The sequence below is a fragment of the Streptomyces rugosispiralis genome (genome assembly GCF_024505145.1).
GTDB classification, from domain to species: Bacteria; Actinomycetota; Actinomycetes; order Streptomycetales; family Streptomycetaceae; genus Streptomyces; species Streptomyces rugosispiralis.
The window spans coordinates 226,691-250,385 of sequence record NZ_JANIAA010000005.1; the positions used below are offsets into that span (position 1 = coordinate 226,691).

General features: G+C 72.3%; 18 protein-coding genes and 1 pseudogene. 15 read left to right on the top strand and 4 right to left on the bottom strand.

The window, feature by feature from the left end:
• Positions 1–28 precede the first annotated feature (28 nt).
• From NP777_RS11665 to NP777_RS11705, 9 genes and pseudogenes are all read left to right on the top strand, one after another.
• Positions 29–847 (top strand): DsbA family protein, encoded by an 819-nt coding sequence (locus tag NP777_RS11665; protein WP_256650048.1) that lies wholly within the window; start codon positions 29–31, stop codon positions 845–847.
• A gap of 70 nt (positions 848–917) precedes the next feature.
• Positions 918–1,856, top strand: coding sequence for a prolipoprotein diacylglyceryl transferase (gene lgt / locus NP777_RS11670; protein WP_256650049.1), 939 nt, complete (start codon positions 918–920; stop codon positions 1,854–1,856).
• A gap of 188 nt (positions 1,857–2,044) precedes the next feature.
• The gene (locus NP777_RS11675; RefSeq protein ID WP_256650050.1) at positions 2,045–2,776 is read left to right on the top strand and encodes a VIT1/CCC1 transporter family protein; all 732 of its coding nucleotides are present in this window, start codon (positions 2,045–2,047) and stop codon (positions 2,774–2,776) included.
• Between the two features lie 301 nt (positions 2,777–3,077).
• Positions 3,078–7,628 carry a glutamate synthase large subunit gene (gltB, locus tag NP777_RS11680; protein WP_256650051.1) on the top strand — a complete coding sequence of 1,517 codons (4,551 nt, stop codon included), beginning with the start codon at positions 3,078–3,080 and terminating at the stop codon, positions 7,626–7,628.
• The gene (locus tag NP777_RS11685) at positions 7,621–9,081 is read left to right on the top strand and encodes a glutamate synthase subunit beta (RefSeq protein ID WP_256650052.1); all 1,461 of its coding nucleotides are present in this window, start codon (positions 7,621–7,623) and stop codon (positions 9,079–9,081) included. The genes gltB and NP777_RS11685 overlap by 8 nt, the downstream gene beginning before the upstream one ends.
• A 173-nt stretch (positions 9,082–9,254) precedes the next feature.
• Positions 9,255–9,677, top strand: coding sequence for a GntR family transcriptional regulator (locus tag NP777_RS11690; RefSeq protein WP_256650053.1), 423 nt, complete (start codon positions 9,255–9,257; stop codon positions 9,675–9,677).
• Positions 9,674–10,594 (top strand): annotated as a pseudogene (locus NP777_RS11695) (ABC transporter ATP-binding protein); the annotation flags it as partial. The gene NP777_RS11690 and the pseudogene NP777_RS11695, both read left to right, overlap by 4 nt.
• A 7-nt stretch (positions 10,595–10,601) precedes the next feature.
• Entirely contained in the window at positions 10,602–11,657 is a 1,056-nt protein-coding gene (locus NP777_RS11700) for a translation initiation factor IF-2 (RefSeq protein WP_256650054.1), read from the top strand.
• A 262-nt stretch (positions 11,658–11,919) separates the two neighbouring features.
• On the top strand, positions 11,920–13,275 hold the full coding sequence (locus tag NP777_RS11705; RefSeq protein ID WP_256650055.1) for a glycosyltransferase family 39 protein: 1,356 nt from the start codon (positions 11,920–11,922) through the stop codon (positions 13,273–13,275).
• A 16-nt stretch (positions 13,276–13,291) separates the two neighbouring features.
• On the opposite strand, the gene NP777_RS11710 is transcribed toward NP777_RS11705, so the two are convergent.
• Together NP777_RS11710 and NP777_RS11715 are read right to left on the bottom strand one after the other, a co-directional pair.
• Positions 13,292–13,765 (bottom strand): PPOX class F420-dependent oxidoreductase, encoded by a 474-nt coding sequence (locus NP777_RS11710; RefSeq protein ID WP_256650056.1) that lies wholly within the window; start codon positions 13,763–13,765, stop codon positions 13,292–13,294.
• An 85-nt stretch (positions 13,766–13,850) separates the two neighbouring features.
• Positions 13,851–14,738 (bottom strand): hypothetical protein, encoded by an 888-nt coding sequence (locus tag NP777_RS11715; protein WP_256650057.1) that lies wholly within the window; start codon positions 14,736–14,738, stop codon positions 13,851–13,853.
• Positions 14,739–15,004: 266 nt separating this feature from the next.
• On the opposite strand from NP777_RS11715, the gene NP777_RS11720 reads away from it, so the two are divergent.
• Positions 15,005–15,802: a S1 family peptidase gene (locus NP777_RS11720; RefSeq protein ID WP_256650058.1), complete on the top strand. Its 798-nt coding sequence runs from the start codon at positions 15,005–15,007 to the stop codon at positions 15,800–15,802.
• 62 nt (positions 15,803–15,864) lie between these two features.
• On the opposite strand, the gene NP777_RS11725 is transcribed toward NP777_RS11720, so the two are convergent.
• Positions 15,865–16,251 carry a VOC family protein gene (locus tag NP777_RS11725; RefSeq protein ID WP_256650059.1) on the bottom strand — a complete coding sequence of 129 codons (387 nt, stop codon included), beginning with the start codon at positions 16,249–16,251 and terminating at the stop codon, positions 15,865–15,867.
• Positions 16,252–16,573: 322 nt separating this feature from the next.
• On the opposite strand from NP777_RS11725, the gene NP777_RS11730 reads away from it, so the two are divergent.
• The 5 genes from NP777_RS11730 (at position 16,574) to NP777_RS11750 (ending at position 23,049) form a co-directional block, all read left to right on the top strand.
• Entirely contained in the window at positions 16,574–16,963 is a 390-nt protein-coding gene (locus tag NP777_RS11730) for a chorismate mutase (protein ID WP_391858482.1), read from the top strand.
• 80 nt (positions 16,964–17,043) lie between these two features.
• On the top strand, positions 17,044–19,647 hold the full coding sequence (pepN, locus tag NP777_RS11735; RefSeq protein WP_256650060.1) for an aminopeptidase N: 2,604 nt from the start codon (positions 17,044–17,046) through the stop codon (positions 19,645–19,647).
• Between the two features lie 105 nt (positions 19,648–19,752).
• The gene (locus tag NP777_RS11740) at positions 19,753–19,986 is read left to right on the top strand and encodes a hypothetical protein (RefSeq protein WP_256650061.1); all 234 of its coding nucleotides are present in this window, start codon (positions 19,753–19,755) and stop codon (positions 19,984–19,986) included.
• A gap of 178 nt (positions 19,987–20,164) precedes the next feature.
• Positions 20,165–21,565, top strand: a complete 1,401-nt coding sequence (locus NP777_RS11745; RefSeq protein WP_256650062.1) for a pyridoxal phosphate-dependent decarboxylase family protein — start codon at positions 20,165–20,167, stop codon at positions 21,563–21,565.
• Positions 21,562–23,049 (top strand): lysine N(6)-hydroxylase/L-ornithine N(5)-oxygenase family protein, encoded by a 1,488-nt coding sequence (locus tag NP777_RS11750; protein WP_256650063.1) that lies wholly within the window; start codon positions 21,562–21,564, stop codon positions 23,047–23,049. The genes NP777_RS11745 and NP777_RS11750 overlap by 4 nt, the downstream gene beginning before the upstream one ends.
• 42 nt (positions 23,050–23,091) lie before the next feature.
• On the opposite strand, the gene NP777_RS11755 is transcribed toward NP777_RS11750, so the two are convergent.
• Positions 23,092–23,658 carry a TetR family transcriptional regulator gene (locus NP777_RS11755; RefSeq protein ID WP_256650064.1) on the bottom strand — a complete coding sequence of 189 codons (567 nt, stop codon included), beginning with the start codon at positions 23,656–23,658 and terminating at the stop codon, positions 23,092–23,094.
• Between the last annotated feature and the right edge of the window lie 37 nt (positions 23,659–23,695).

Genomic DNA, 23,695 nt, shown 5'->3' on the forward strand with positions numbered 1-23,695 from the left:
GTGCTCCTCCGCCTCGTTAGGCGAGGGCGTGAGCCAGAGAAACCGTGAGGGAAAGCGCGGCGCCCGAGAGCGCCTGCGGGAACAACGCGAGCGGGACCGGGCGCGTGCGAAGCGTAAGCGGACGCTGGGCGTCCTGGGGGCGGTGGTGGCCGTCCTCGGCGCGGCGGTGGGCGTGGGCATGTTCGCGTCCAGGACCGGCGACGACTCGGGCAAGTCGAGCAGCGCGCTGGTGCCGCCGCGCGGAGCCGTCGGCAAGGGCCGTCTGGTGATCCCCTCGGGGAAGTCGGAGAAGTCCGCGCAGGAGGGGAAGGCGGGCAAGGCGGGCCCGGTGACCCTGACGGTCTACGAGGACTTCCGCTGCCCGGGTTGCAAGCAGTTCGAGGACGTCTTCCGCAAGACCGTCCACGAGCTGCAGGACACCGGCCGGATGAGGGTCGAGTACCACCTGGTGACGATCATCGACGGAAACCTCGGCGGCACCGGTTCGCTCCGCGCCGCCAACGCGGCGGCCTGCGCCCAGGACAAGGACCCCGCGAAGTTCCGGGCGTACCACGATGTGCTCTACCGCCATCAGTCCCAGGAGACCCGGGACACCTACGCCGACAACGGCAGGCTGATCAAGCTCGCGGACCAGGTCCCCGGGCTGGTCACGCCCGCCTTCCGGACATGCGTCGAGGACGGCCGGCACGACGCCTGGGTGCGCAAGTCCAACGACGTCTTCGCCCACTCCGGCTACGCCTCGACCCCGACCGTGCTGCTGGACGGGGAGTCGATCTACGGTGACCCCAAGAAGCCGCTGAGTCCCAACAAGCTCAAGCGCATGGTCCTCGCGGCGGTCCGCGACTGATCCTTGTTACGCAGCCGTTGCCGGGTGGGTTGCCGCATCTCCCGCCCGGCAAGGTAGCGTCGGTCCTGTCATGGACCTCCTCGCTTACATTCCCAGCCCGTCGTCCGGCGTGATCTACCTCGGTCCGGTCCCGCTGCGCGGCTATGCGTTCTGCATCATCATCGGCGTCTTCGTCGCGGTCTGGTACGGCGGGCGGCGCTGGGTCGCCCGCGGCGGCCGGGTCGGCACCGTCGCCGACATCGCCGTCTGGGCGGTGCCCTTCGGCCTGGTGGGCGGCCGCCTCTACCACGTCATCACCGACTACGAGCTGTACTTCACCGACGGCCGTGACTGGGTGGACGCCTTCAAGATATGGCAGGGCGGCCTGGGGATCTGGGGAGCCATCGCGCTGGGCGCGCTCGGCGCCTGGATCGGCTGCCGCCGCCGGGGGATCCCGCTCCCGGCGTACGCGGACGCCATCGCCCCCGGGATCGCCTTCGCCCAGGCCATCGGGCGCTGGGGCAACTGGTTCAACCAGGAGCTGTACGGCAAGGCCACCACACTGCCCTGGGCGCTGAAGATCGACGGCGACGCCGACGCGGGCCGGGTGGCCGGCACGTACCACCCGACCTTCCTGTACGAGTCGCTGTGGTGCGTCGGTGTGGCGCTGCTGGTGATCTGGGCGGACCGCCGCTTCAAGCTGGGGCATGGCCGGGCGTTTGCCCTCTACGTCGCGGCGTACACCGTAGGTCGCTTCTGGATCGAGTATCTCCGGGTGGACGACGCCCACCACGTACTGGGGCTGCGGCTCAACAACTGGACGTCCATCGCGGTCTTCCTGGCCGCCATCGCCTATCTGGTGATCTCCGCGAAGCGGGCCCCGGGCCGCGAGGAGGTCGTGGAACCGGCCGCGGTCGAGGACGGCGCGGCCCCGGCCACCGGGACGAGCGGCGACGCCCCGGCCAAGAGCGGCGGCGCGGACGAGGCCGGTGCGGTGGCCGCCGAGGCGGAGCCCACCAAGAATCCCTGACGCGCGCCCGCGTGCGTCCATCGGGCCGCCGAACCCCTCGGGGTTCGGCGGCCTCCTTACGTTTGCGCAGGTCAGCGAGGTAAGTTCGGCCTTCCTTGCTGGCGGAGCGGGGGAATTCGTGCGTACCTTCGAACCGTTGGGGTGAGGGCCGCATCGCCACACCCTTCTCGAAGGGAGCACATCTTCATATGTCCGTCATCGACAGCGCCGAGTCACCGCACATCGCCCACCGCGACAACCACACCCACCGTGATGTGAACGGCGGCTGGCTGCGTCCCGCCGTCTTCGGGGCCATGGACGGACTGGTCTCCAACCTCGCGCTGATGACCGGTGTGGCCGGTGGCGCGGTGGACCGGCAGACCATCGTGATCACCGGTCTTGCGGGCCTGGCGGCCGGTGCCTTCTCGATGGCCGCCGGTGAGTACACCTCCGTCGCCTCCCAGCGCGATCTGGTCCAGGCCGAGCTGGAGGTGGAGCGGCGCGAGCTGCGCAAGCACCCGGTGGACGAGCTGGAGGAGCTGGCCGCGCTCTACGAGTCGCGCGGGGTGGAGCCGGCCCTGGCCCGTGAGGTGGCCGAGCAGCTCTCCCGCGACCCCGAGCAGGCGCTGGAGATACACGCCCGCGAGGAACTGGGCGTGGACCCGGACGATCTGCCGTCGCCGCTGGTCGCGGCGGTGTCCTCGTTCGGCTCCTTCGCGCTGGGCGCGATGCTGCCGGTGCTGCCGTATCTGCTGGGCGCCGCGGCGCTGTGGCCGGCCCTGGTGCTGGCGCTGATCGGGCTGTTCGGCTGCGGTGCGGTGGTGGCGCGGGTGACCGCCCGGAGCTGGTGGTACAGCGGGCTGCGGCAGCTGGTGCTGGGTGGCGCGGCGGCGGGTGTGACCTATGCCCTGGGCGCTTTCTTCGGAACGGCCGTAGGATGACAGTCATACGGCGAGCCGCGATCATCACGCCGTTACTCCTCGGTTTCGATCCTTTTACGGGCGGGCATAAGCCCGAAGCGCTTGGGCAGTGTCGCCCGATCCGCGCCATGGCGACGCCGGTCGCCCCATCCCCAATGCCCGTACTGCCTCACCTCACCCCACCCCTGGGGTGTCCGCATGATGGAACGGAATTTCCGCTTCCCGAGATTCGCCCCATCATGTAACCTGCACGAAATTCTCGCGGAGGGCCAACGTCGTCCCTCGGCACACGCAAAATGCCATGACGACGACGGGAGAGCCGATGCGTTCCGCATCCCACCCTGCCCGCCAAGGGATGTACGACCCGCGCAATGAGCACGACGCCTGTGGCGTCGGCTTCGTGGCGACCCTCACCGGCGAGGCCAGCCATGAGCTCGTGGAGCAGGCTCTCACCGTGCTGAGGAACCTCGAGCACCGCGGCGCCACCGGTTCCGAGCCCGACTCCGGCGATGGCGCGGGCATCCTCGTCCAGGTTCCGGACGCCTTCCTGCGGGCCGACGTGACCGGCTTCGAACTGCCCGAGGCCGGTGCCTACGCGGTGGGCATCGCGTTCCTCCCGGAGGGCGAGACCGAGGGTGCGGCCGCCGCGGAGCACATCGAGCGGCTCGCCGCCGAGGAGGGCCTGACCGTCCTCGGCTGGCGCGAGGTGCCGGTCGCCCCCGAGCTGCTGGGCAACGGCGCCCGGTCCACCATGCCCGCCTTCCGCCAGCTCTTCGTCGCCGACGGCACCAGCACCGGCGTGGCCCTGGACCGCAAGGCGTTCATGCTGCGCAAGCGCGCCGAGCGCGAGGCGGGGGTCTACTTCCCCTCGCTGTCCGCGCGCACCCTGGTCTACAAGGGCATGCTGACCACCGGTCAGCTGGAGCCGTTCTTCCCGGACCTCTCCGACCGCCGCTTCGCCACGGCCGTCGCGCTGGTCCACTCCCGGTTCTCCACCAACACCTTCCCGAGCTGGCCGCTGGCCCACCCGTACCGCTTCGTCGCCCACAACGGTGAGATCAACACCGTCCAGGGCAATCGCAACTGGATGCGCGCCCGGGAGTCCCAGCTGGTCAGCGACCTGTTCGGGGAGCAGGGCCTGGAGCGGATCTTCCCCGTCTGCACCCCGGACGCCTCCGACTCGGCGACCTTCGACGAGGTCCTGGAGCTGCTCCACCTCGGCGGCCGCTCGCTGCCGCACTCGGTGCTGATGATGGTCCCCGAGGCGTGGGAGAACCACCCCTCCATGGACCCGGCCCGGCGCGCCTTCTACCAGTACCACTCCACGATGATGGAGCCCTGGGACGGCCCGGCCTGTGTCACCTTCACCGACGGCACCCAGGTCGGCGCCGTGCTGGACCGCAACGGTCTGCGGCCCGGGCGCTACTGGGTCACCGACGACGGTCTGGTCGTGCTCTCCTCCGAGGTCGGCGTCCTGGACATCGACCCGGCCAAGGTGGTCCGCAAGGGCCGGCTCCAGCCGGGCCGGATGTTCCTGGTGGACACCGCCGAGCACCGCATCATCGAGGACCACGAGATCAAGGCCGAGCTGGCCGCCGAGGAGCCGTACGGCGAGTGGCTGGAGGCCGGTCTGATCGACCTGGCCGACCTTCCCGAGCGCGAGCACATCGTGCACACCCACGCCTCGGTCACCCGCCGTCAGCAGACCTTCGGGTACACCGAGGAGGAGCTGCGCGTCCTGCTCGCGCCGATGGCCAAGGCCGGCGCCGAGCCGATCGGCTCGATGGGCACCGACTCGCCGATCGCCGCCCTCTCCGAGCGGCCGCGGCTGCTGTTCGACTACTTCACCCAGCTGTTCGCGCAGGTCACCAACCCGCCGCTGGACGCGATCCGCGAGGAGCTGGTCACCTCGCTGATCTCCTCGCTGGGCCCGCAGGGCAATCTGCTGGAGCCGACCTCGGCCTCCTGCCGCAGCGTCACCCTGCCCTTCCCGGTGATCGACAACGATGAGCTGGCCAAGCTCATCCACATCAACGCCGACGGGGACATGCCCGGCCTCAAGGCGGCGAACCTCTCGGGTCTGTACCGGGTCGGTGGCGGCGGTCAGGCGCTCGCCACCCGGCTGGACGAGATCTGCGCGGAGGCCGACCGGGCCATCGAGGACGGCGCCCGGCTGATCGTGCTCTCCGACCGGCATTCGGACGCCGAGCACGCCCCGATCCCCTCGCTGCTGCTCACCTCCACGGTCCACCACCACCTCATCGGCACCAAGCAGCGCAGCCAGGTGGGGCTGCTGGTCGAGGCGGGCGACGTCCGCGAGGTGCACCATGTCGCGCTGCTGATCGGCTACGGCGCCGCGGCCGTCAACCCGTACCTGGCCATGGAGTCGGTCGAGGACCTGGTCCGGGCGGGGACGTTCCTGCCCGGTGTCGAGGCCGAGACCGCGATCAAGAACCTCATCAAGGCGCTCGGCAAGGGCGTCCTGAAGGTCATGTCCAAGATGGGCATCTCGACCGTGGCCTCCTACCGGGGCGCGCAGGTCTTCGAGGCCGTCGGCCTGGACGAGTCCTTCGTGGACACCTACTTCCACGGCACCGCCACCAAGATCGGCGGCGCGGGCCTGGACGTCGTCGCCAAGGAGGTGGCCGCCCGCCACGCCAAGGCGTACCCCGCCTCCGGCGTCCCCTCCGCCCACCGCGCGCTGGAGATCGGCGGCGAGTACCAGTGGCGCCGCGAGGGCGAGCCGCACCTCTTCGACCCCGAGACGGTCTTCCGGCTCCAGCACTCCACCCGCTCGCGCCGCTACGACATCTTCAAGAAGTACACCGAGCGGGTGAACGAGCAGTCCGAGCGGCTGATGACGCTGCGCGGTCTGTTCTCCTTCAAGGGTGAGCGCCCCTCGATCCCGATCGACGAGGTCGAGCCGGTCAGCGAGATCGTCAAGCGGTTCTCCACCGGCGCGATGTCGTACGGCTCCATCTCCCAGGAGGCGCACGAGACCCTCGCCATCGCCATGAACCAGCTGGGCGGAAAGTCCAACACCGGTGAGGGCGGCGAGGACTCCGACCGGCTGCACGACCCGGCCCGGCGCTCCTCGATCAAGCAGGTGGCCTCCGGACGCTTCGGCGTGACCAGCGAATACCTGGTCAACTCCGATGACATCCAGATCAAGATGGCGCAGGGCGCCAAGCCCGGCGAGGGCGGCCAGCTGCCCGGCCACAAGGTCTATCCGTGGGTGGCCAAGACCCGGCACTCCACCCCGGGCGTCGGCCTGATCTCCCCGCCGCCGCACCACGACATCTACTCGATCGAGGATCTCGCCCAGCTGATCCACGACCTGAAGAACGCCAACCCGCGGGCCCGGATCCACGTCAAGCTGGTCTCCGAGGTCGGCGTCGGCACGGTGGCCGCGGGCGTCTCCAAGGCCCACGCCGATGTGGTGCTGATCTCCGGCCACGACGGCGGGACCGGCGCCTCGCCGCTCACCTCGCTCAAGCACGCGGGCGGCCCCTGGGAGCTCGGCCTCGCCGAGACTCAGCAGACGCTGCTGCTCAACGGGTTGCGCGACCGCATCGTGGTGCAGACCGACGGCCAGCTGAAGACCGGCCGTGACGTGGTGATCGCCGCACTGCTCGGCGCCGAGGAGTACGGCTTCGCCACCGCGCCGCTGGTGGTCTCCGGCTGCGTCATGATGCGCGTCTGCCACCTGGACACCTGCCCGGTCGGCATCGCCACCCAGAACCCGGTGCTGCGCGAGCGCTACAGCGGCAAGGCCGAGTTCGTGGTGAACTTCTTCCAGTTCATCGCGGAGGAGGTCCGTGAGCTCCTCGCCGAGCTGGGCTTCCGCTCCCTGGAGGAGGCCATCGGCCATGCCGAGCTGCTGGACACCACCCGTGCCGTCCAGCACTGGAAGGCGCAGGGCCTGGACCTCGCCCCGCTGCTGTACGTGCCCGAGCTGCCCCGGGGCGCCGTCCGCCACCAGGCGGTCGAGCAGGACCACGGCCTGGCCAAGGCGCTCGACAACCAGCTGATCAAGCTGGCGGCGGACGCGCTGAACGCCGAGAGCGCCGAGGCCGCAGAGCCGGTCCGGGCCCAGGTCGCGATCCGCAACATCAACCGGACCGTCGGCACCATGCTCGGCCATGAGGTGACCCGTACGTTCGGCGGTGCGGGCCTGCCCGAGGACACCATCGACATCACCTTCACCGGTTCGGCCGGTCAGTCCTTCGGCGCGTTCCTGCCCCGCGGTGTCACGCTGCGGCTCGAGGGCGACGCCAACGACTACGTCGGCAAGGGCCTCTCCGGCGGCCGCGTGATCGTCCGCCCGGACCGGGGCGCGGACCACCTCGCCGAGTACTCGACGATCGCGGGCAACACCCTCGCGTACGGCGCGACCGGCGGCGAGATGTTCCTGCGCGGCCGGGTCGGCGAGCGGTTCTGCGTCCGCAACTCCGGTGCCACGGTCGTCTCCGAGGGCGTGGGCGACCACGGCTGTGAGTACATGACCGGCGGCCACGCGGTCGTCCTCGGCCCCACCGGGCGCAACTTCGCGGCCGGGATGTCCGGCGGTATCGCGTATGTGATCGACCTCGACCCGGACAACGTCAACGTCGACCTCCGCGCCGCCGTCGGCGCGCTGGACGACACCGACCAGCGGTGGCTGCACGACGCCGTGCGCCGCCACCACGAGGAGACCGGATCCACCGTCGCGGGCACGCTGCTCGACGACTGGGAGACCGCCCGCACCCGCTTCAGCAAGATCATCCCTGCTACGTACCAGGCCGTGCTCGCCGCCAAGGACGCCGCCGAGCGGGCCGGACTCTCCGAGTCCGAGACCCACGAGAAGATGATGGAGGCGGCGATCAATGGCTGACCCCAAGGGCTTCCTGAGCACCGACCGCGAGGTCGCCGAGACCCGCCCGGTGGAGACGCGCGTCAAGGACTGGAACGAGGTCTACGTCCCCGGCTCGCTGCTGCCGATCATCAGCAAGCAGGCCGGCCGGTGCATGGACTGCGGCATCCCGTTCTGCCACAACGGCTGTCCACTCGGAAACCTCATCCCCGAGTGGAACGACTACGCCTACCGGGAGGACTGGCGCGAGGCCAGCGAGCGGCTGCACGCGACCAACAACTTCCCGGAGTTCACCGGGCGGCTGTGCCCCGCCCCGTGCGAGTCGGCCTGTGTGCTCGGCATCAACCAGCCGGCGGTGACCATCAAGAACGTCGAGGTCACCATCATCGACAAGGCGTGGGACGCGGGTGATGTCACCCCGCAGCCGCCCGAGCGGCTCAGCGGCAAGACCGTCGCCGTCATCGGCTCGGGCCCGGCGGGCCTGGCCGCCGCCCAGCAACTGACCCGGGCCGGTCACACGGTCGCCGTCTATGAGCGGGCCGACCGCATCGGCGGGCTGCTGCGCTACGGCATCCCCGAGTTCAAGATGGAGAAGCGGCACATCAACCGCCGTATCGAGCAGATGCGCGCGGAGGGCACCAAGTTCCGCACCGAGACCGAGATCGGCCGCGACATCGACGCCGCCAAGCTGCGCAAGCGGTACGACGCCGTGGTCATCGCGGCCGGTGCCACCACCTCGCGCGATCTGCCGGTCCCGGGCCGGGAGCTGAACGGCATCCACTTCGCGATGGAGTACCTGCCGCTCGCCAACAAGGTGCAGGAGGGCGATCTCACCACGTCCCCCATCACCGCCGAGGGCAAGCACGTCGTGGTCATCGGCGGCGGCGACACCGGCGCGGACTGCGTCGGCACCGCCCACCGGCAGGGCGCCGCCTCCGTCACCCAGCTGGAGATCATGCCGCGGCCCGGCGAGGAGCGGCACCCGGGCCAGCCCTGGCCGACCTTCCCGATGCTCTACAAGGTCACCTCGGCGCACGAGGAGGGCGGCGAGCGGATCTACTCCGTCTCCACCACCCACTTCGAGGGCGACGAGGACGGCAATGTCCAGTGGCTGCACCTGATCGAGGTGGAGTTCAAGGACGGCAAGCCGGCGCAGAAGCCGGGCACCGAGCGGAAGATCCCGGCCCAGCTGGTCACCCTCGCCATGGGCTTCACCGGCACCGACCAGAAGAACGGCCTGGTCGAGCAGTTCGGCCTGGAGCTGGACGAGCGCGGCAACATCGCGCGCGACGCCGACTTCGCCACCAATGTGCCGGGTGTCTTCGTGGCCGGTGACGCGGGCCGCGGCCAGTCGCTGATCGTCTGGGCCATCGCCGAGGGCCGCTCCGCGGCGCGCGGGGTGGACCGCCATCTGGCCGGGGCCAGCGAGCTGCCCGCCCCGATCCGCCCCACCGACCGGGCCCTCATGGTCTGACCCGGTCCTCCGGCCTTCCCGGATCTCCGCCCGTACAACGGCGTACGGACCGGCCGCGCGGCGCCTTCCCCCTCCCGACCGGGGGAAGGCGCCGCGTGGCGTTTCGGCCGACGTTCTCCCGGACCGGCTGACCAGGCCGGTTGACAATCCCGCGGGCGCGCTCCACCAGGCGGATGGTCGAGTACCGCATCGACCGGCGCAGCGGTATCGCCACCTGTCTGCAGATCGTCCAGCAGACCAAACAGGCGCTCCGCCTCGGACTGCTGGAGCCCGGGGACCGGCTGCCCACGGCCAAGGAGGTCGTCGCGGCCACCGCCATCAACCCCAACACCGTCCTGAAGGCGTACCGCGAGCTGGAGCGCGAGGGGCTGGTCGAGCCCCGGCCGGGTCTTGGCACCTTCGTCCGCCGGTCGCTGGCCCGGCCCGGCGCCGCCGCGGACTCACCGCTGCGCGCCGAACTGGCCGACTGGACCGACCGGGCCCGCGCGGCCGGGCTCGGCCGCGAGGACGTGACGGCGCTGGTGGCCTCGGTCCTCGAGGAGCGCTTCGGCGAGACCGCCGCCCCCGGCGAGCGTGGACACGAGGAGAACGGGTGACCGACGAGATCGACGCGTCCGGCGCACTGGAGGCGTCCGGGCTGGGCAAGAAGTACCGACGCGGCTGGGCCCTGGGAGACGTCGCCTTCCGGCTCCCCGCCGGGCGGATCTGCGCCCTGGTGGGCCCCAACGGCTCCGGCAAGAGCACCCTGCTGTCCCTCGCCGCCGGGCTGCTGACCCCGACCACCGGCACCCTGCGGACCTTCGGCCGGTCCGCCGCCGACCCCGGCGTCCGCGAACGCGTCGCCTTCGTCGCCCAGGACAAGCCGCTCTACCCGCGCTTCTCCGTGGCCGACACCCTGTGCCTGGGCCGGGAGCTCAACCCCCGCTGGGACCGGGGGGCCGCCGAACGGGTGGTGGCGGAGGCCGATGTGCCGCTGTCCGCCCGCGTCGGCTCGCTCTCCGGCGGCCAGCGCACCTGTGTGGCCCTCGCCCTCGCCCTCGGCAAGCGCGCCGATCTGCTGCTCCTGGACGAGCCGATGGCCGATCAGGACCCGCTGCGCCGCCGCCGGATGATGGGCGCGCTGATGGCGGAGGCCGCCGAGCGCGGCACCGGCGTGGTCATCTCCACCCATGTGCTCGCCGAACTCGACGGCGTCTGCGACTACCTGCTGCTGATGGGCGGCGGCCGGATCCGCCTGGCGGGCGGGACGGACGCCATCCAGGCCGCTCACCGTCTCGTCACCGGACCACGCGTGACCGGGGACGGAACACCGGAGGCGCTCACCCGCCACACCGTGGTCGAGACCCGCACGACCGGCCGCCAGATCACCGCGCTGATACGCCCGGAGGGCGCCCCGGCCGAGGACCGCTGGATCGTCACCGAACCCTCCCTCGAGGACGTCCTGCTCGGCTGTCTGCGCGCCCCCGACGCCCCGCCGATGTTCACGGCCGAAGCACGGGCGACCGTCACGGAGGTGGGGCATGAGCTCGATCGGCATACGGATCCGGGTGCCCGGCGCACGGCTCCGCGCCCGCGGCCTTGTGTGGCTGGTGGCGCGCCAGCACCGGGCCGCCCTGTGGGCGGGCCTGGCCGTGGTCGTGGTGATCGGCGCGTACATCGTCTGGCAGCGCGCCGGGATGGTCGGCTACGTAGGGGCGCACGACATCCAGGGCTGCGCGGACGTGAACGCGGGGGCGCTCTGCCACGGCAAGGAGATCAGCCCCCAGGAGGGGACCAACCCGACGGCCGAGGCGTTCCGCCACCTCACCGACACCTACCGCACCCCGCTGCTCAACACCGGACGGCTGCTCATCGCGCTGCCCGCGCTGATCGGCGTCTTCATCGGCGCGCCGCTGTTCGCCCGGGAGCTGGAGACGGGCACCCACCAGGTGGTGTGGACCCAGTCCGTCGGCAGGACCCGCTGGCTCATCGCCAAACTCGCGGTCCCGCTCGTCGCCGTCACGGCCGGCACCGCGGTTCTCGCGGCGCTCTACACCTGGTGGTGGCGGGCGGCCCGGCCGCAGTTCCAGGACATCGCCTGGGGCACCGCCGTACCGTTCGACGCGACCGGCCCGGCGGCGGTCGCCCTCGCCCCGCTGTCCTTCCTCCTCGGCGCGGCGGCCGGGCTGCTGTTGCGGCGCACCCTGCCCGCCATGGTGGTCACCCTGGGGGCCACCGCCGGTGCCCAGTACGGGCTGGACACCCTGCGCCCCCATCTGATGACGCCGCGGACGGTCGGCTCCGCCCTGTCCGCGGAAACCCCTCCGCAGGTCTACGTCGACGCGTGGCGTGGCATGGGCAACGGCTATCTGACCCGGTCCGGGGAGAAGATCCCCCTGGACAGCTGCTCGTCCGCCGTCGGGGCCGGATGGGAACGCTGCTTCGCCCGGCTCGGCGCCACCGGGAGGTGGTACGAGGAGCTGCAGCCGGCGAGCCACTACTGGCCCATGCAGTGGATGCAGGCCGGGATCTGCCTGGTCGCGGCCGCCGCGCTCGCCGCCCTCTGCGTGTGGTGGATCGGCCGCAGAAGGGCCTGACCCGCACCCCTCACCCCGCCCCGGCATCCCCGGCATCCACGGCATCACCTTCCGCTCCGATCGGAGTTCCCCTTCCCATGGCCGTCTCGCCCGCCTCGACACCGCCGGGGCCGCCCCGCTCGCCCGCCCGGCGCCCCCGGCCCCGGCGTCCCGCCGCACCGGGCGCACCGGGCGCGCCGCCGCCGGGCGCGCCGCCGCCGGGCGCGCCCCGGCCGGGCTGGCGCTGGCGCTCGGGCTGTGGGGGATCCGCCGTGAGAACAGCATGTGGCGGGACGAGTCGACGACGTATCAGATCGCCCACCGCGGCCTCGCCGACATCTGGCATCTGCTCGGCCAGGCCGATGTCGCCCACGGTCTGTACTACCTGTTCATGCACGGGGTCTTCGCCCTCTGGGACGGCGGTCTCGTCGCCCTCCGGCTGCCCTCGGTGCTGGCCATGGCCGCCGCGGCGGCCGGGGTCGGACTGCTCGGGCAGCGGCTCGCGGGACCCCGCGCCGGACTCGCCGCCGGGCTGGTCTTCCCGCTGGCCCCGGCGGTGCAGCGGTACGCGCAGGAGGGGCGGTCGTACGCCCTGGTCTGTGCCGCCGTCGTCGCGGCGACGCATCTGCTGCTGAGCGCCGTGGCCCGGCCCCGCAAGCGCACCTGGGCCGGATACGCCGCCGTCGCCTCGCTGGCCTGTCTGCTGCACGAGTTCGCCATCCTGGCCGTCGCCGCGCACGGCGTCGCGCTGTACCGGGCCCGGGTGGGCGCCCGCTTCGGCTGGGCGTGGGGGCAGGCGGCCTCCGTGGTGGCCCTGGTGCTGATGCCGCTGGTGATCGTCAGTCAGCAGCAGGCCGCGCTGGTGGGCTGGATCTCCCCGCCGGGCCCGGCCGAGCTGCTCGGCTTCGGCGCGCTCGCCCTGGCGGGCCTCGGCTGTGCCCGGGGACCGCTGCCCGCGCGCGGCCCCGTCCCGCTGCGCGACCTCGCGCTCGCGCTGCTGATCCTGCCGCCGGCCGCGCTGCTCGCGGTGTCGTATCTCCATCCGCTCTACGTCGACCGGTATGTGCTCTACGCCTATGTCGGTCTCGCGCTGCTGGTCGGGGCCCGGCTGGACGCGCTGTCGCGCACCGTCGCCACCCCACGGGCGCTCGCCGGGGGGCTGGCGGTGGCCGCCGTGGCGGCCCTGCTGCCGTACTCGCTCCAGCCGCGGACCCCGCAGAGCCGGCTCGACGGCCCCCTCGCGGCCGCCCGCGCCGTACGGGAGCTGAGCCGGCCCGGCGACGGGGTGCTGTTCCTGCCCGCCCGGCGCCGGGAGCCGATCATGTCAAGACCGGGGGACTTCCGGGGTCTGCGGGAGCTGGCGCTGGCCCGGCACGCGATCCCCTCGGGCACGCTGCACGGCATCGAGCTGCCCGCACCGCTGATCCGGGTCCGGATGCTGACGGCCGGGCGGATCGTCACGGTGAACGACCCGCCCGGCCGGCCGCTGGACGACACCCCACAGGAGCGGGTGAAACGGGCGGTGCTCGCGGAGCACTTCCACCGATGCGCCGTCAGGGACGTCACCGGGATGCGGATCGTGCTCTACGGGCGCGCGGGGGAGTGGCGTAAGGGGAAGTGGCGCGCGGGGGAGTGCTGAGCGCCGCCGGGCGCCGTCAGCCCTCGTTCTCCACCAGCCGGGCCGGGAAGCCGCCCGTGGCCACCGGGCCCCAGCGCTCGGGGGTGATCCGGATCAGCGACTTGCCCTGCTTGCGCATGGCCTCGCGGTACTCGTCCCAGTCCGGGTGCTCGCCCGCGATGTTGCGGTAGTACTCGACCAGTGGCTCGACGGACTCCGGGGTGTCGATCACCTCGGCGGTGCCGTCGATCTGCACCCACGGGCCGTTCCATTCGTCGGACAGCACGACGAGGCTCACGGCGGAGTCGCGCTTGGCGTTGCGCACCTTGGCGCGCTCGGGGTAGGTGGACATCACGATCCGGCCGGAGTCGTCGACTCCGCAGGTCAGCGGGGATGCCTGGGGGGAGCCATCGGCCCGGCGGGTCATCAGCAGCGCACGGTGGCGCGGGCGTACGAACTCCAGCAGTTCGTCGAGGCCGACTTGGGTGTTGGTGGCGATGGAGGGGCTCATGCAGGCGAGCGTACGACGTCGAGCGCACTCCAGGGCCGTACGGCCACGGACCGGCGCCGCGCCGGGTTTCGGGGCACGCGCCGCGTCATGTGTCGCACTCCAGCACCGTGCGGCACAGTCCGCAGCGGGCCCGGAGCCGCCCGCGCACCGGGACCCGGATGCGCTGACGGCAGGTCGGGCAGGGGAAGGAGACGCTCAGCGGAGGGCCGGTGTCGAAGGCGTAGTCGCCTCCGGTGGGGGAGGGGTGGCCGGACTGGGCCGCCCGGCGGTCCTTGGCGTAGCGGCGGCGGCCGGTCCAGCCGGCGGCGGTGAGCGGCGGCCGGGCCCGCTCGCGACGGGCCAGCTCCAGCCCCTTGGCGTACGCCTCGTACGCCTGCGGAGAGGTGAACCAGGGGGAGGGGTCCTCGTTGAAGAGCAGCGCCCGCATGGCCAGGACGTAGCCGAACTCCTCCGGCGTCAGATAGCCCAGTTTCTGGCTGGAAACCGAGTCCTGGCGGTAGGCGTCGAGCAGCAACCAGCCCGTGCCGAGATACGCGGCGGTGGTGTCGGTGAGGATTTCGTTGTCGCGTGTGCCGGGGAACGACAGGTCCAGGCGGTGCAGATACACATGCGCGACCTCGTGGGCCAGGGCCGCGCCGATGTCCCGACGGTGGGTTTTGAAGCGGGAGTTGAGCTCGATGAAGTACTCCGGTCCCGCGGCCAGCTCCACGTTCCCCGCGTGCCGCATCTCCCGGAAGCTCACGATCATCCGGGCGTCGGGCAGCCGCAGATGCTGCACCATGACCCGGGCCACCCGCTGTACGCCCAGGTAGAGGTCGTCCTGGTCGGCGAAGGCCACATCGCCGGGGACCACGCTGAGTCCGAAGGTGTCCACCGTGTCACGGGACAGGCGGTGGTAGAGCGCGGTGATCGCGGCCCGGACGGTGTCCAGGTGGGGATAGCCGTGCTCGATGTCGCTGCCCGGTGCCGCCACGCCGTCACCCCGTGCCCGTCGCCAGCCGTGCGCCTCGTCTCACGTCAACCTTACGGTCGTTCGGCGGAGCAGTGGGTAGGCCGCGCTGGCTGAAAACCGACCCTTGTCACTCCGTTGACCCGGTCCACATAATCACAAGGCGTTTTACCGGCTCATCCACGGGATTTCGGAGAGGTTTCCGGATTTTTGTCACGTGGCGGAGCCGCTTGTTCATGTTTGGCATGAGCCTGACATGCGCCTCGAACCCCCCACGAAAGGACAGTCCGTTGCGGAACACGCTGAAGCACATCAAGAGAGCCTCGGCCCTCGGAGCGGTCGCCCTCGCCGCCTTCAGCCTCACCCCCGGCAGCGCCGGCGCCCAGCCCACCGGCCCCGAGCCGAGCCCCTCCGTGGTCGGCGGCACCCGTGCCGCGCAGGGCGAATTCCCCTTCATGGTCCGGCTGTCGATGGGCTGTGGTGGCGCCCTCTACACCCAGGACATCGTGCTCACCGCCGCCCACTGTGTGGACGGCTCCGGCGCCAACACCTCCATCACGGCCACCGCGGGCGTCGTGGACCTCCAGAGCTCGAGCGCCATCAAGGTCAAGTCCACCCGGGTGCTGCAGGCCCCCGGCTACAACGGCACCGGCAAGGACTGGGCGCTCATCAAGCTCGCCAAGCCGATCAACCAGCCCACTCTGAAGATCGCCGAGACCACGGCGTACAACAAGGGCGACTTCACCGTGGCGGGCTGGGGCGCCGCGGTCGAGGGCGGCGGCCAGCAGCGCTACCTGCTCAAGGCCACCGTGCCGTTCGTCGACGACGCCACCTGCAAGTCCGCCTACGACGAGCTCGTCCCCGGCGAGGAGATCTGCGCCGGGAAGATGGCCCAGGGCGGCGTGGACACCTGCCAGGGCGACTCCGGTGGCCCGATGTTCCGCAAGGACGACAGCGGCCAGTGGATCCAGGTCGGCATCGTCAGCTGGGGCGAGGGCTGCGCACGGCCCGGTAAGCCCGGCGTCTACACCGAGGTGAGCACCTTCGCCAAGGACATCAAGGCGGGCGCGACCCAGCTCGGCGGCTGACCCCTCCTCGGCATCGCCCTCGACGGGAACTGACCGGGGCCCGGCCACCGAGCCGGCCCCGGTCAGCTCGGTCCCGTCTGCCCGTAGCAGATGCAGAACGGGTGCCCGGCCGGATCGTTGAAGACCCGGAACCCCGAACGCTCCCCGCCGCTGTCGTGCAGGAACGTCGCCCCGAGCTCGATCAGCTCCTGCTGCGCCCGCTCCGCGTCCTCGCGCGTCGCCACGTCGAAGTCCAGATGGATCTGTTGCGGGTGGGCCGGGTCCGGCCAGCGCGGCGGCCGGTGGTCCGGCGCCAGTTGGAAGGCCAGCTTACGGCCGTCCTCCGCCGTCAGGGTCGCCCACTCGGGATCGCCGTCGTCCACCCGCCAGCCCAGGATCTCGCCGTAGAAGGCGGCCAGCGCGGCGGGGTCGGGGCAGTCGATGACGGTGCACTGAAGCGTCGCGATCATGTGGGGACCCTAGCCCGGAACGGCTCCTTCCGGAGGGGGCGGCGGCGAGAGCCGGGCCGGAAGCAGGGGCGAAAGCCGGGCCGGAAGTGGAACCTCTCCCCGCCCAGGGGACTCCTCCACGGTGGAGGCGCCGTACCGGGAGCGGTCCTCCACCACGACCGCCCCGCCCCCTTCCGCGCCCCTCGCGGGCCGGACCCCAAACCCCCCACAGGGGTCGGGGCGGTCCGGGGCCGCCGGGAGGGCAGAACCCCGGACGCGGCCGACGCGGGCCGAAGCGCCCCCGAGCGGAACCGGAACCCCGGGAAAAGTACTCTCGGGAGGCATGACGCACAGCATGAGCGACCACACCGCCGGGCAGCCGGCGACGCCGGGGGACCCCGAGGGGATCGACCCGTCCGTCCTCGACGAGCTGACCCGGTTGCGTGACAGCATCGACAACATCGACGCGGCCGTGGTCCATATGCTCGCCGAGCGCTTCAAATGCACCCAGCAGGTCGGCCACCTCAAGGCCGCCCACCGGCTCCCCCCGGCCGACCCGTCCCGTGAGGCGCGCCAGATCACCCGGCTGCGGCAGCTCGCCGAGAGCGCCAAGCTCGACCCCGGCTTCGCCGAGAAGCTGCTCAACTTCATCATCGCCGAGGTCATCCGGCACCACGAGACCATCGCGCGCTCCGACAACGGCACCGGGGGGCCGGAGGGCGCACTCCGGTAGTGCGCCCCGGGCGGCCGTCCGCGCCGGGCAACCACTTCCCACCCGTGTGCGGCCCGCCGCCGGTAGGGCAGCATGTCCCCATGTCCGTACTGACGCGCGAGGAAGCGCAGAACCGAGCCCGCCTCATCGAGGTCCACCGCTACACGATCGACCTCGACCTCACCCGCGGGGAGGAGCTCTTCGGCTCCACCACGACCATCCGCTTCAGCGTGCGCCAGGCGGGCGCGGACACCTTCGCCGAGCTCCAGCCGGCCGCCCTGCACCGCGCCGTGCTCGACGGCCGGGAGCTCGACCTCACCGGCGAGACCGCCGAGGCGCTCGCGGGCGGCCGGCTCCCGCTCACCGGGCTCGGCGAGGGCGAGCACGAGCTGCGCGTCGAGACCGACATGCGCTACTCCCACACCGGCGAGGGCATGCACCGCTTCACCGACCCGGCCGACGGCGAGACGTACCTCTACACCATGTGCTGCATGTCGGACGCGAACGACGTCTTCACCGGGTTCGACCAGCCCGACCTCAAGGCCGTCTTCGACGTCCGCGTCACCGCCCCGCCCGAGTGGACCGTCCTCGGCAACGGCATCGCCACCCGTGTCGGCGCCCCCGAGGAGGGCCGCTGGCAGCTCGCGCCCACCCCGCCCATCAGCACCTATCTGATGGCCCTGGCCGCCGGCCCGTATCACTCGGTGCGCACCGAGCACGCCGGACTCCCCTTCGGGCTGCATGTCCGCCGCTCCCTCGCGCCCCACCTCGAGGCCGACGCCGACGAGCTCTTCGACATCACCCGGCGCTGCTTCGACCGCTACCACGAGATCTTCGAGGAGCCGTACCCCTTCGACTCCTACGACCAGGCGTTCGTCCCCGAGTTCAACTCGGGCGCCATGGAGAACCCGGGCCTGGTCACCTTCCGCGACGAATTCGTCTTCCGCTCCGCCGTCACCGACGCCGAGCGCCAGACCCGCGCCATGGTCATCGCCCATGAGATGGCCCATATGTGGTTCGGCGACCTCGTCACCATGAAGTGGTGGGACGACATCTGGCTGAACGAGTCCTTCGCCGAGTACATGGGCTACCAGATCCTCACCGAGACCACCCGCTACACCGACACCTGGGCCGACTTCGGCGTCCGCCGCAAGAACTGGGGCTACGACGCCGACCAGCGCCCCTCCACCCACCCGGTCGCGCCCGCGCCCGAGCTGGTCCCCGACACCTCCGCCGCCCGCCTCAACTTCGACGGCATCTCGTACGCCAAGGGCGCCTCCGCGCTGCGCCAGCTCGTCACCTGGCTCGGCGAGAAGACCTTCCTCGACGGCATCAACGACCACTTCACCCGGCACCGCTTCGGCAACGCCACCCTCGCCGACTTCATCGACTCCCTCGCCCGCTCCTCCGGCCGCGACGTCCACGCCTGGGCCGACCGCTGGCTGCGCACCACCGGCGTCGACACCCTCGCCCCCGTCGTCACCGCCAACGGCGACCGCTGGAGCGCCGAGATCCGCCACCAGGGCGGCGGCCCGGACGGAGACGCCCCCACCCGGCGCCCGCACCGCATCGCCATCGGCCTCTACGACCACGCGCCCGCCGCCCCGCACCAGCTGGTCCTGCGCGAGCGCGTCGAGGCCGAGTTCGACGGCGCCGAGCCCGGCCTCAGCCTCTCCTTCACCGGGCCCCGCCCCGATCTGCTGCTGCTGAACGACGGCGACCTCACCTACACCAAGATCCGGCTCGACCCCGCCTCCTGGAAGGCCGTCCACCGCTCGCTGTCCGGCCTCCCCGACGCGGTCAGCCGCGCCGTGGTCTGGAACGCCGCCCGCGACATGGTGCGCGACGGCGACCTGCCCGCCACCGACTACCTCGAGGCCGCCCGCGCCCATCTGCCGCACGAGACCGACATAGCGATCGTCCAGGGCGTCCTCGCCTTCGCCCGCACCCAGATCGCCGACCGCTACCTCCCCGCGGACCGGCGCCCCGCCGCCCTGGCCACCATCAGCGCCACCTGCCGCGATCTGCTGCGCCGCACCGAGGACGGCTCCGGGGACGGGCTGCGGCTCGCCGCCGTCCGTACGTTCATCGGCAGCGCCACCGCCCCCGCCGAGCTCAGCGACTGGCTCGACGGCGACACCGTCCCCGGCGGCCCCGCCCTCGACCCCGAGCTGCGCTGGCAGATCCTCGGCCGCCTCGCCGTCCTCGGCGCCGTCGGCCCCGCCGACATCGACGCCGAACTCGCCCGCGACTCCAGCGCCACCGGCCAGGAGGGCGCCGCCCGCTGCCGGGCCGCCCTGCCGGACGCCGCCGCGAAGGAGGCCGCGTGGCAGGCCCTCTTCGGCGGCGGGGAGGAGGACGGCCGGGACGGCCAGAGCGCCCACGACCAGGGGACCGAGCTCTCCAACTACCTGGTCACCGCGACCGTCGCGGGCTTCTGGCAGCCCGAGCACCACGCCGTCCTCGCCGACTACGTGCCGCGCTACTTCCCGGCCGCCGTCGCGCTCGGCGCCCGCCGCGGCCCCGCCATCGCCGACACGGTCGCCCGCTTCGGCTTCCCGAGCACCGTGGACGCCGAAACCCTGCGCCTGGGCGAGGACTGCCTCACCTCCCCCGACGCGGTACCCGCCCTGCGCCGCCGCCTCGCCGACCAGATCGACGACCTGCGCCGCGCCCTGCGCGTACAGGAGAAGCAGGGCGAGTAGTCCCGTGCCGACGCGGACGGCGGGGCGCCCGACCGCCCCGCCGCCCCCGCGCGGGAGTCGCCGAACCACAGCCCCCTCCGTCCGGGCACGGGGCAGACTGACGGCATGGACCGAGGAACGAGCCAGTGGACGCTGAAGGTCGACGGGGAGCGGTTCGACGTCGCTGAGCGTCCCGACGAACCCGGGACGTACGACTTCACCTGGCTGACCGGGCCCGACCCCGGATACGGCTTCACCACCCGCGTACACGGAGCCGGCTCCCTGAGCGAGCGGGAACTGCGGGATTCCGCACGGGACTTCCTCGGTCAGGTGAACCCCGCGACGGGGCACATCGAGTAGCCGTCCCAGGTTCGGCTGAGGCGGTGACGCCCGACGGCCCGGCCCCGCCGATCAATCCGCGGGGCCGGGCCGTACCACGTACGGGTGCACTTGACCCCGACCCCGGATCCCACCGCCGGCGCGCGAAGTAATTTAGGCAGCCCTGACCGCCGCCCAGACACCCCCTAGGGGCACACCCATGCCCGTGCCCGCATCCGGAACCGCCCGCCTCCTCGCCGGGGGCCAGAGCGGACCGGGCGTGCTCCGCCCGATGGTCGACACCGTTCTCGACGCCCTCGCCCACGGCGCCGCCGACCGCGGTGGGCCCCTCCCGGCCGGTGGCCCGGCCGCGGTGGCCCGGCGGATACGCGGTGCGGCCCGGCCGCTCATCCCCGAAGAGGGGGAGGGGCCCCACCACGCGCTGCGCAGCCTCGTCCGCGCCCTCGCCCATGGCGCCGCCGAACCCGCGGACCCCCGCTGCACCGCCCATCTGCACTGTCCGCCGCTGGCCGTCGCCACCGCCGCCGACCTCGCGATCTCCGCGCTCAACCCCTCCCTCGACTCCTGGGACCAGGCCCCCGCCGCCTGTGCGCTGGAGGCGCTGACCTGCCGCGCGCTGGCCGAACTCGTCCACCCCCACGGCCCCGCCCCCGACGCCCTCGTCACCACCGGCGGCACCGAATCCAACCAGCTCGGCCTGCTCCTCGCCCGCGAGGCCGCCCGGGGCGCTCCCCTCCGTATCGTCCGCGGCGCCAACGCCCACCACAGCGTCCAGCGCGCCGCCTGGCTGCTCGGGCTGGACGAGCCCCTCACCCTCCCCACCCCCGGCGGCGTCCTCGACCCGGTCGCCCTCCACACCGCCCTCGACCGGCCGTCCGACGCCCCCACCCTCGTCGTCGCCACCGCCGGCACCACCGACACCGGGGCCATCGACCCGCTCCCCGATATCGCCGACGTCTGCGACCACCACGCCGCCACCCTCCACATCGACGCCGCCTACGGCGCGCCCCTCCTCTTCAGCGACACCCTCCACAAGCGGCTCCACGGGCTCGACCGCGCCCGTACCGTCGCCCTCGACCTGCACAAACTCGGCTGGCAGCCGGTGGCCGCGGGCCTGCTCGCGGTGCCCGACGGCGCCGCGCTCGACGCGCTGGCCCACCACGCCGACTACCTCAACGCCGACGACGACACCGAAGCGGGCCTGCCCGATCTGCTCGGCCGGTCGCTCCGCACCACCCGCCGCCCCGACATCTTCAAGATCGCCGTCACGCTGCGGGCGCTGGGCCGACGCGGTCTCGGCGAGCTCGTGGACCATGTCTGCGCGGCCGCCCAGCACCTCGCCGACCTCGTCGAGGCCCGCCCCGGGCTCGAGCTCCACGCCCGCCCCACCATCAGCACCGTTCTCTTCCGCCCCACCGGGGCACCGCCCGCCGCCGTCGCCGCGCTGCGCCGCCGCCTGCTCCACCACGGGGCGGCCGTCCTCGGCCGCGCCGCCACCCCCGAGGGGCTGTGGCTCAAGGCCACCGTTCTCAACCCGCATATCCAGCCCGACGATCTGCGCGGGCTGCTCGAACTCGTGGAAGGCGACACCACCCCATGAGCACCGCACAACCCCCCAACCCCGCCGCCGATCCCGCCACCGCCGTCGACCGGCCCGTGGACCTGGCCGGTGTCGGCATCGGCCCGTTCAACCTCTCCCTCGCCGCCCTCGCCCACGGCGTCCCCGCCCTGCGCACCGCCTTCTACGAGCAGCGGCCCGCCTTCCACTGGCACCCCGGCCTCCTCATCGACGGCGCGACCATCCAAGTCCCCTTCCTCGCCGACCTGGTGACCCTCGCCGACCCCGGCAGCCCCTGGACCTTCCTCCAGTACCTCAAGGCCCATGAGCGGCTCTTCCCCTTCTATGTCGCCGAGCGTTTCCACATCGAGCGCGCCGAGTACGACGCCTACTGCCGCTGGGCCAGCGAACGGCTCCCCGGACTCCACTTCGACCACCGCGTCGACGCCGTCCGCTGGGACCACGAATACGAGCTGTTCGAAATCGACTTCACCCGGCTCGGCCCGGCCGCCGACACCCCCTCGTCCGACGCGGCCGGAACCGACGAGGAGGGCAGGGCCCTCGGCCGGGTATACGCCCGCAATCTCGTCCTCGGCGTCGGCACCGAGCCGTACGTGCCCGAACCCCTGCGCCCGCTCGCCGACGCCCCCAACGTCCCCGTCCTCCACTCCTCCGACTACCTCGAACACCGCGAGCGGCTCCTGGCCACCGGCCATGTCACCGTCATCGGCTCCGGCCAGTCCGGCGCCGAGGTCTTCCTCGACCTGCTGCGCAACCGCCCGCTCGGCGCCGAGGGGCTCCACTGGATGGCCCGCACCCCCGCCTTCGCGCCCATGGAGTACGGCAAGCTCGGCCTGGAGCAGTTCAGCCCCGACTACACCCGCTACTTCCACACCCTGCCCGAGCCCGTCCGCGACCAGCTGCTGCCCCGCCAGTGGCAGCTCTACAAGGGCATCGCGCACGAGACGCTCGACGCGATCCACCATGAGCTCTACCGCCGCGCCCTGCACTCCGACGGCTGGCCCGGCGCCGTCCTCACCCCCGGTGTCACCGTCCGCACCGCCGGCCGTATCGCCGCCGCCCAGCTCGAACTCCACCTGGAACACACCGAACAGGGCACCCGGGCCCGCCACATCACCGAGGCCGTCGTCCTCGCCACCGGCTACCGCGAGCGCCGCGTCGACACCCTCCTCGCCGCCCTCGACCCCTACATCCGCCGGGACGCCTCCGAGCGCCCCCGCGTCGACGCCGACCACCGTCTGGTCCTCGACCCCATGATCAAGGGCTCGGTGTACGTCCAGAACGCCGAGCGACACACCCATGGCGTCGGCACCCCCGACCTCGGCCTCGCCGCCTGGCGCTCCGCCGTCATCCTCAACTCGCTGCTCGCGGACCCCGCCTACCGGCTGCCGTCCCGCACCGCGTTCACCGCCTTCGGCCTCCAGCCGTCGGGGCGGTGCGGCACCGTCATCGGCAACCCGCACCTCCCCGACCAGCGCACCCCCCTCACCCCGACGCGGACCTGACCGCGCCGGGGCCGGGCACGCCCGGACGGCGGGAATCGAACCTCAGCCGGCGGCGGTCAGTGTGCGCAGTTGGGCCAGCGTCTCGCGGATGACCTCGCGCAAGTCGCGCTCCTCGGTGGCGTTGAGCCAACGTTCATAGGCGACGCGGAACACGGCGGTGCCGGTCTCGGTGGCCAGACTGGCCTCGGTGTCGCCGATACCCCGCCGTCGCAACCTGTCGGCCAGGGCGGCCGACATGGACGCGAACTTGATCAACTCACGTTCACGGAGATCGGCGTTGACCATGATCACCGTCTGCCGCGTCCGCGCGAACTCACGGTCGGCGCCGATCACCCCGGCCACCGCGTCGAGCGCGGCCGCGACGGCGTCCAGCGCCGACGCCGTGGCAGGCGCCGCCTCCAGGGCGGCAACCGACTTCTCCTCCAGCTCGGACGACCCGTCGAAGAGAACCTCGCGCTTGTCGGCGAAGTGCCGGAAGAAGGTGCGGGCGGTCACACCGGCCCGTTCGGCGATATCGGCCACCATGGTCTGCTCGAAGCCACGTTCCAGATACAGCGCCAGCGCGGCGTCGCGCAGTCGGCTCCTGGCCCCAGGTTCCCACCGTCCCATGCGGCGAGTTTATGGGATGTCACCCGATGACACCGTG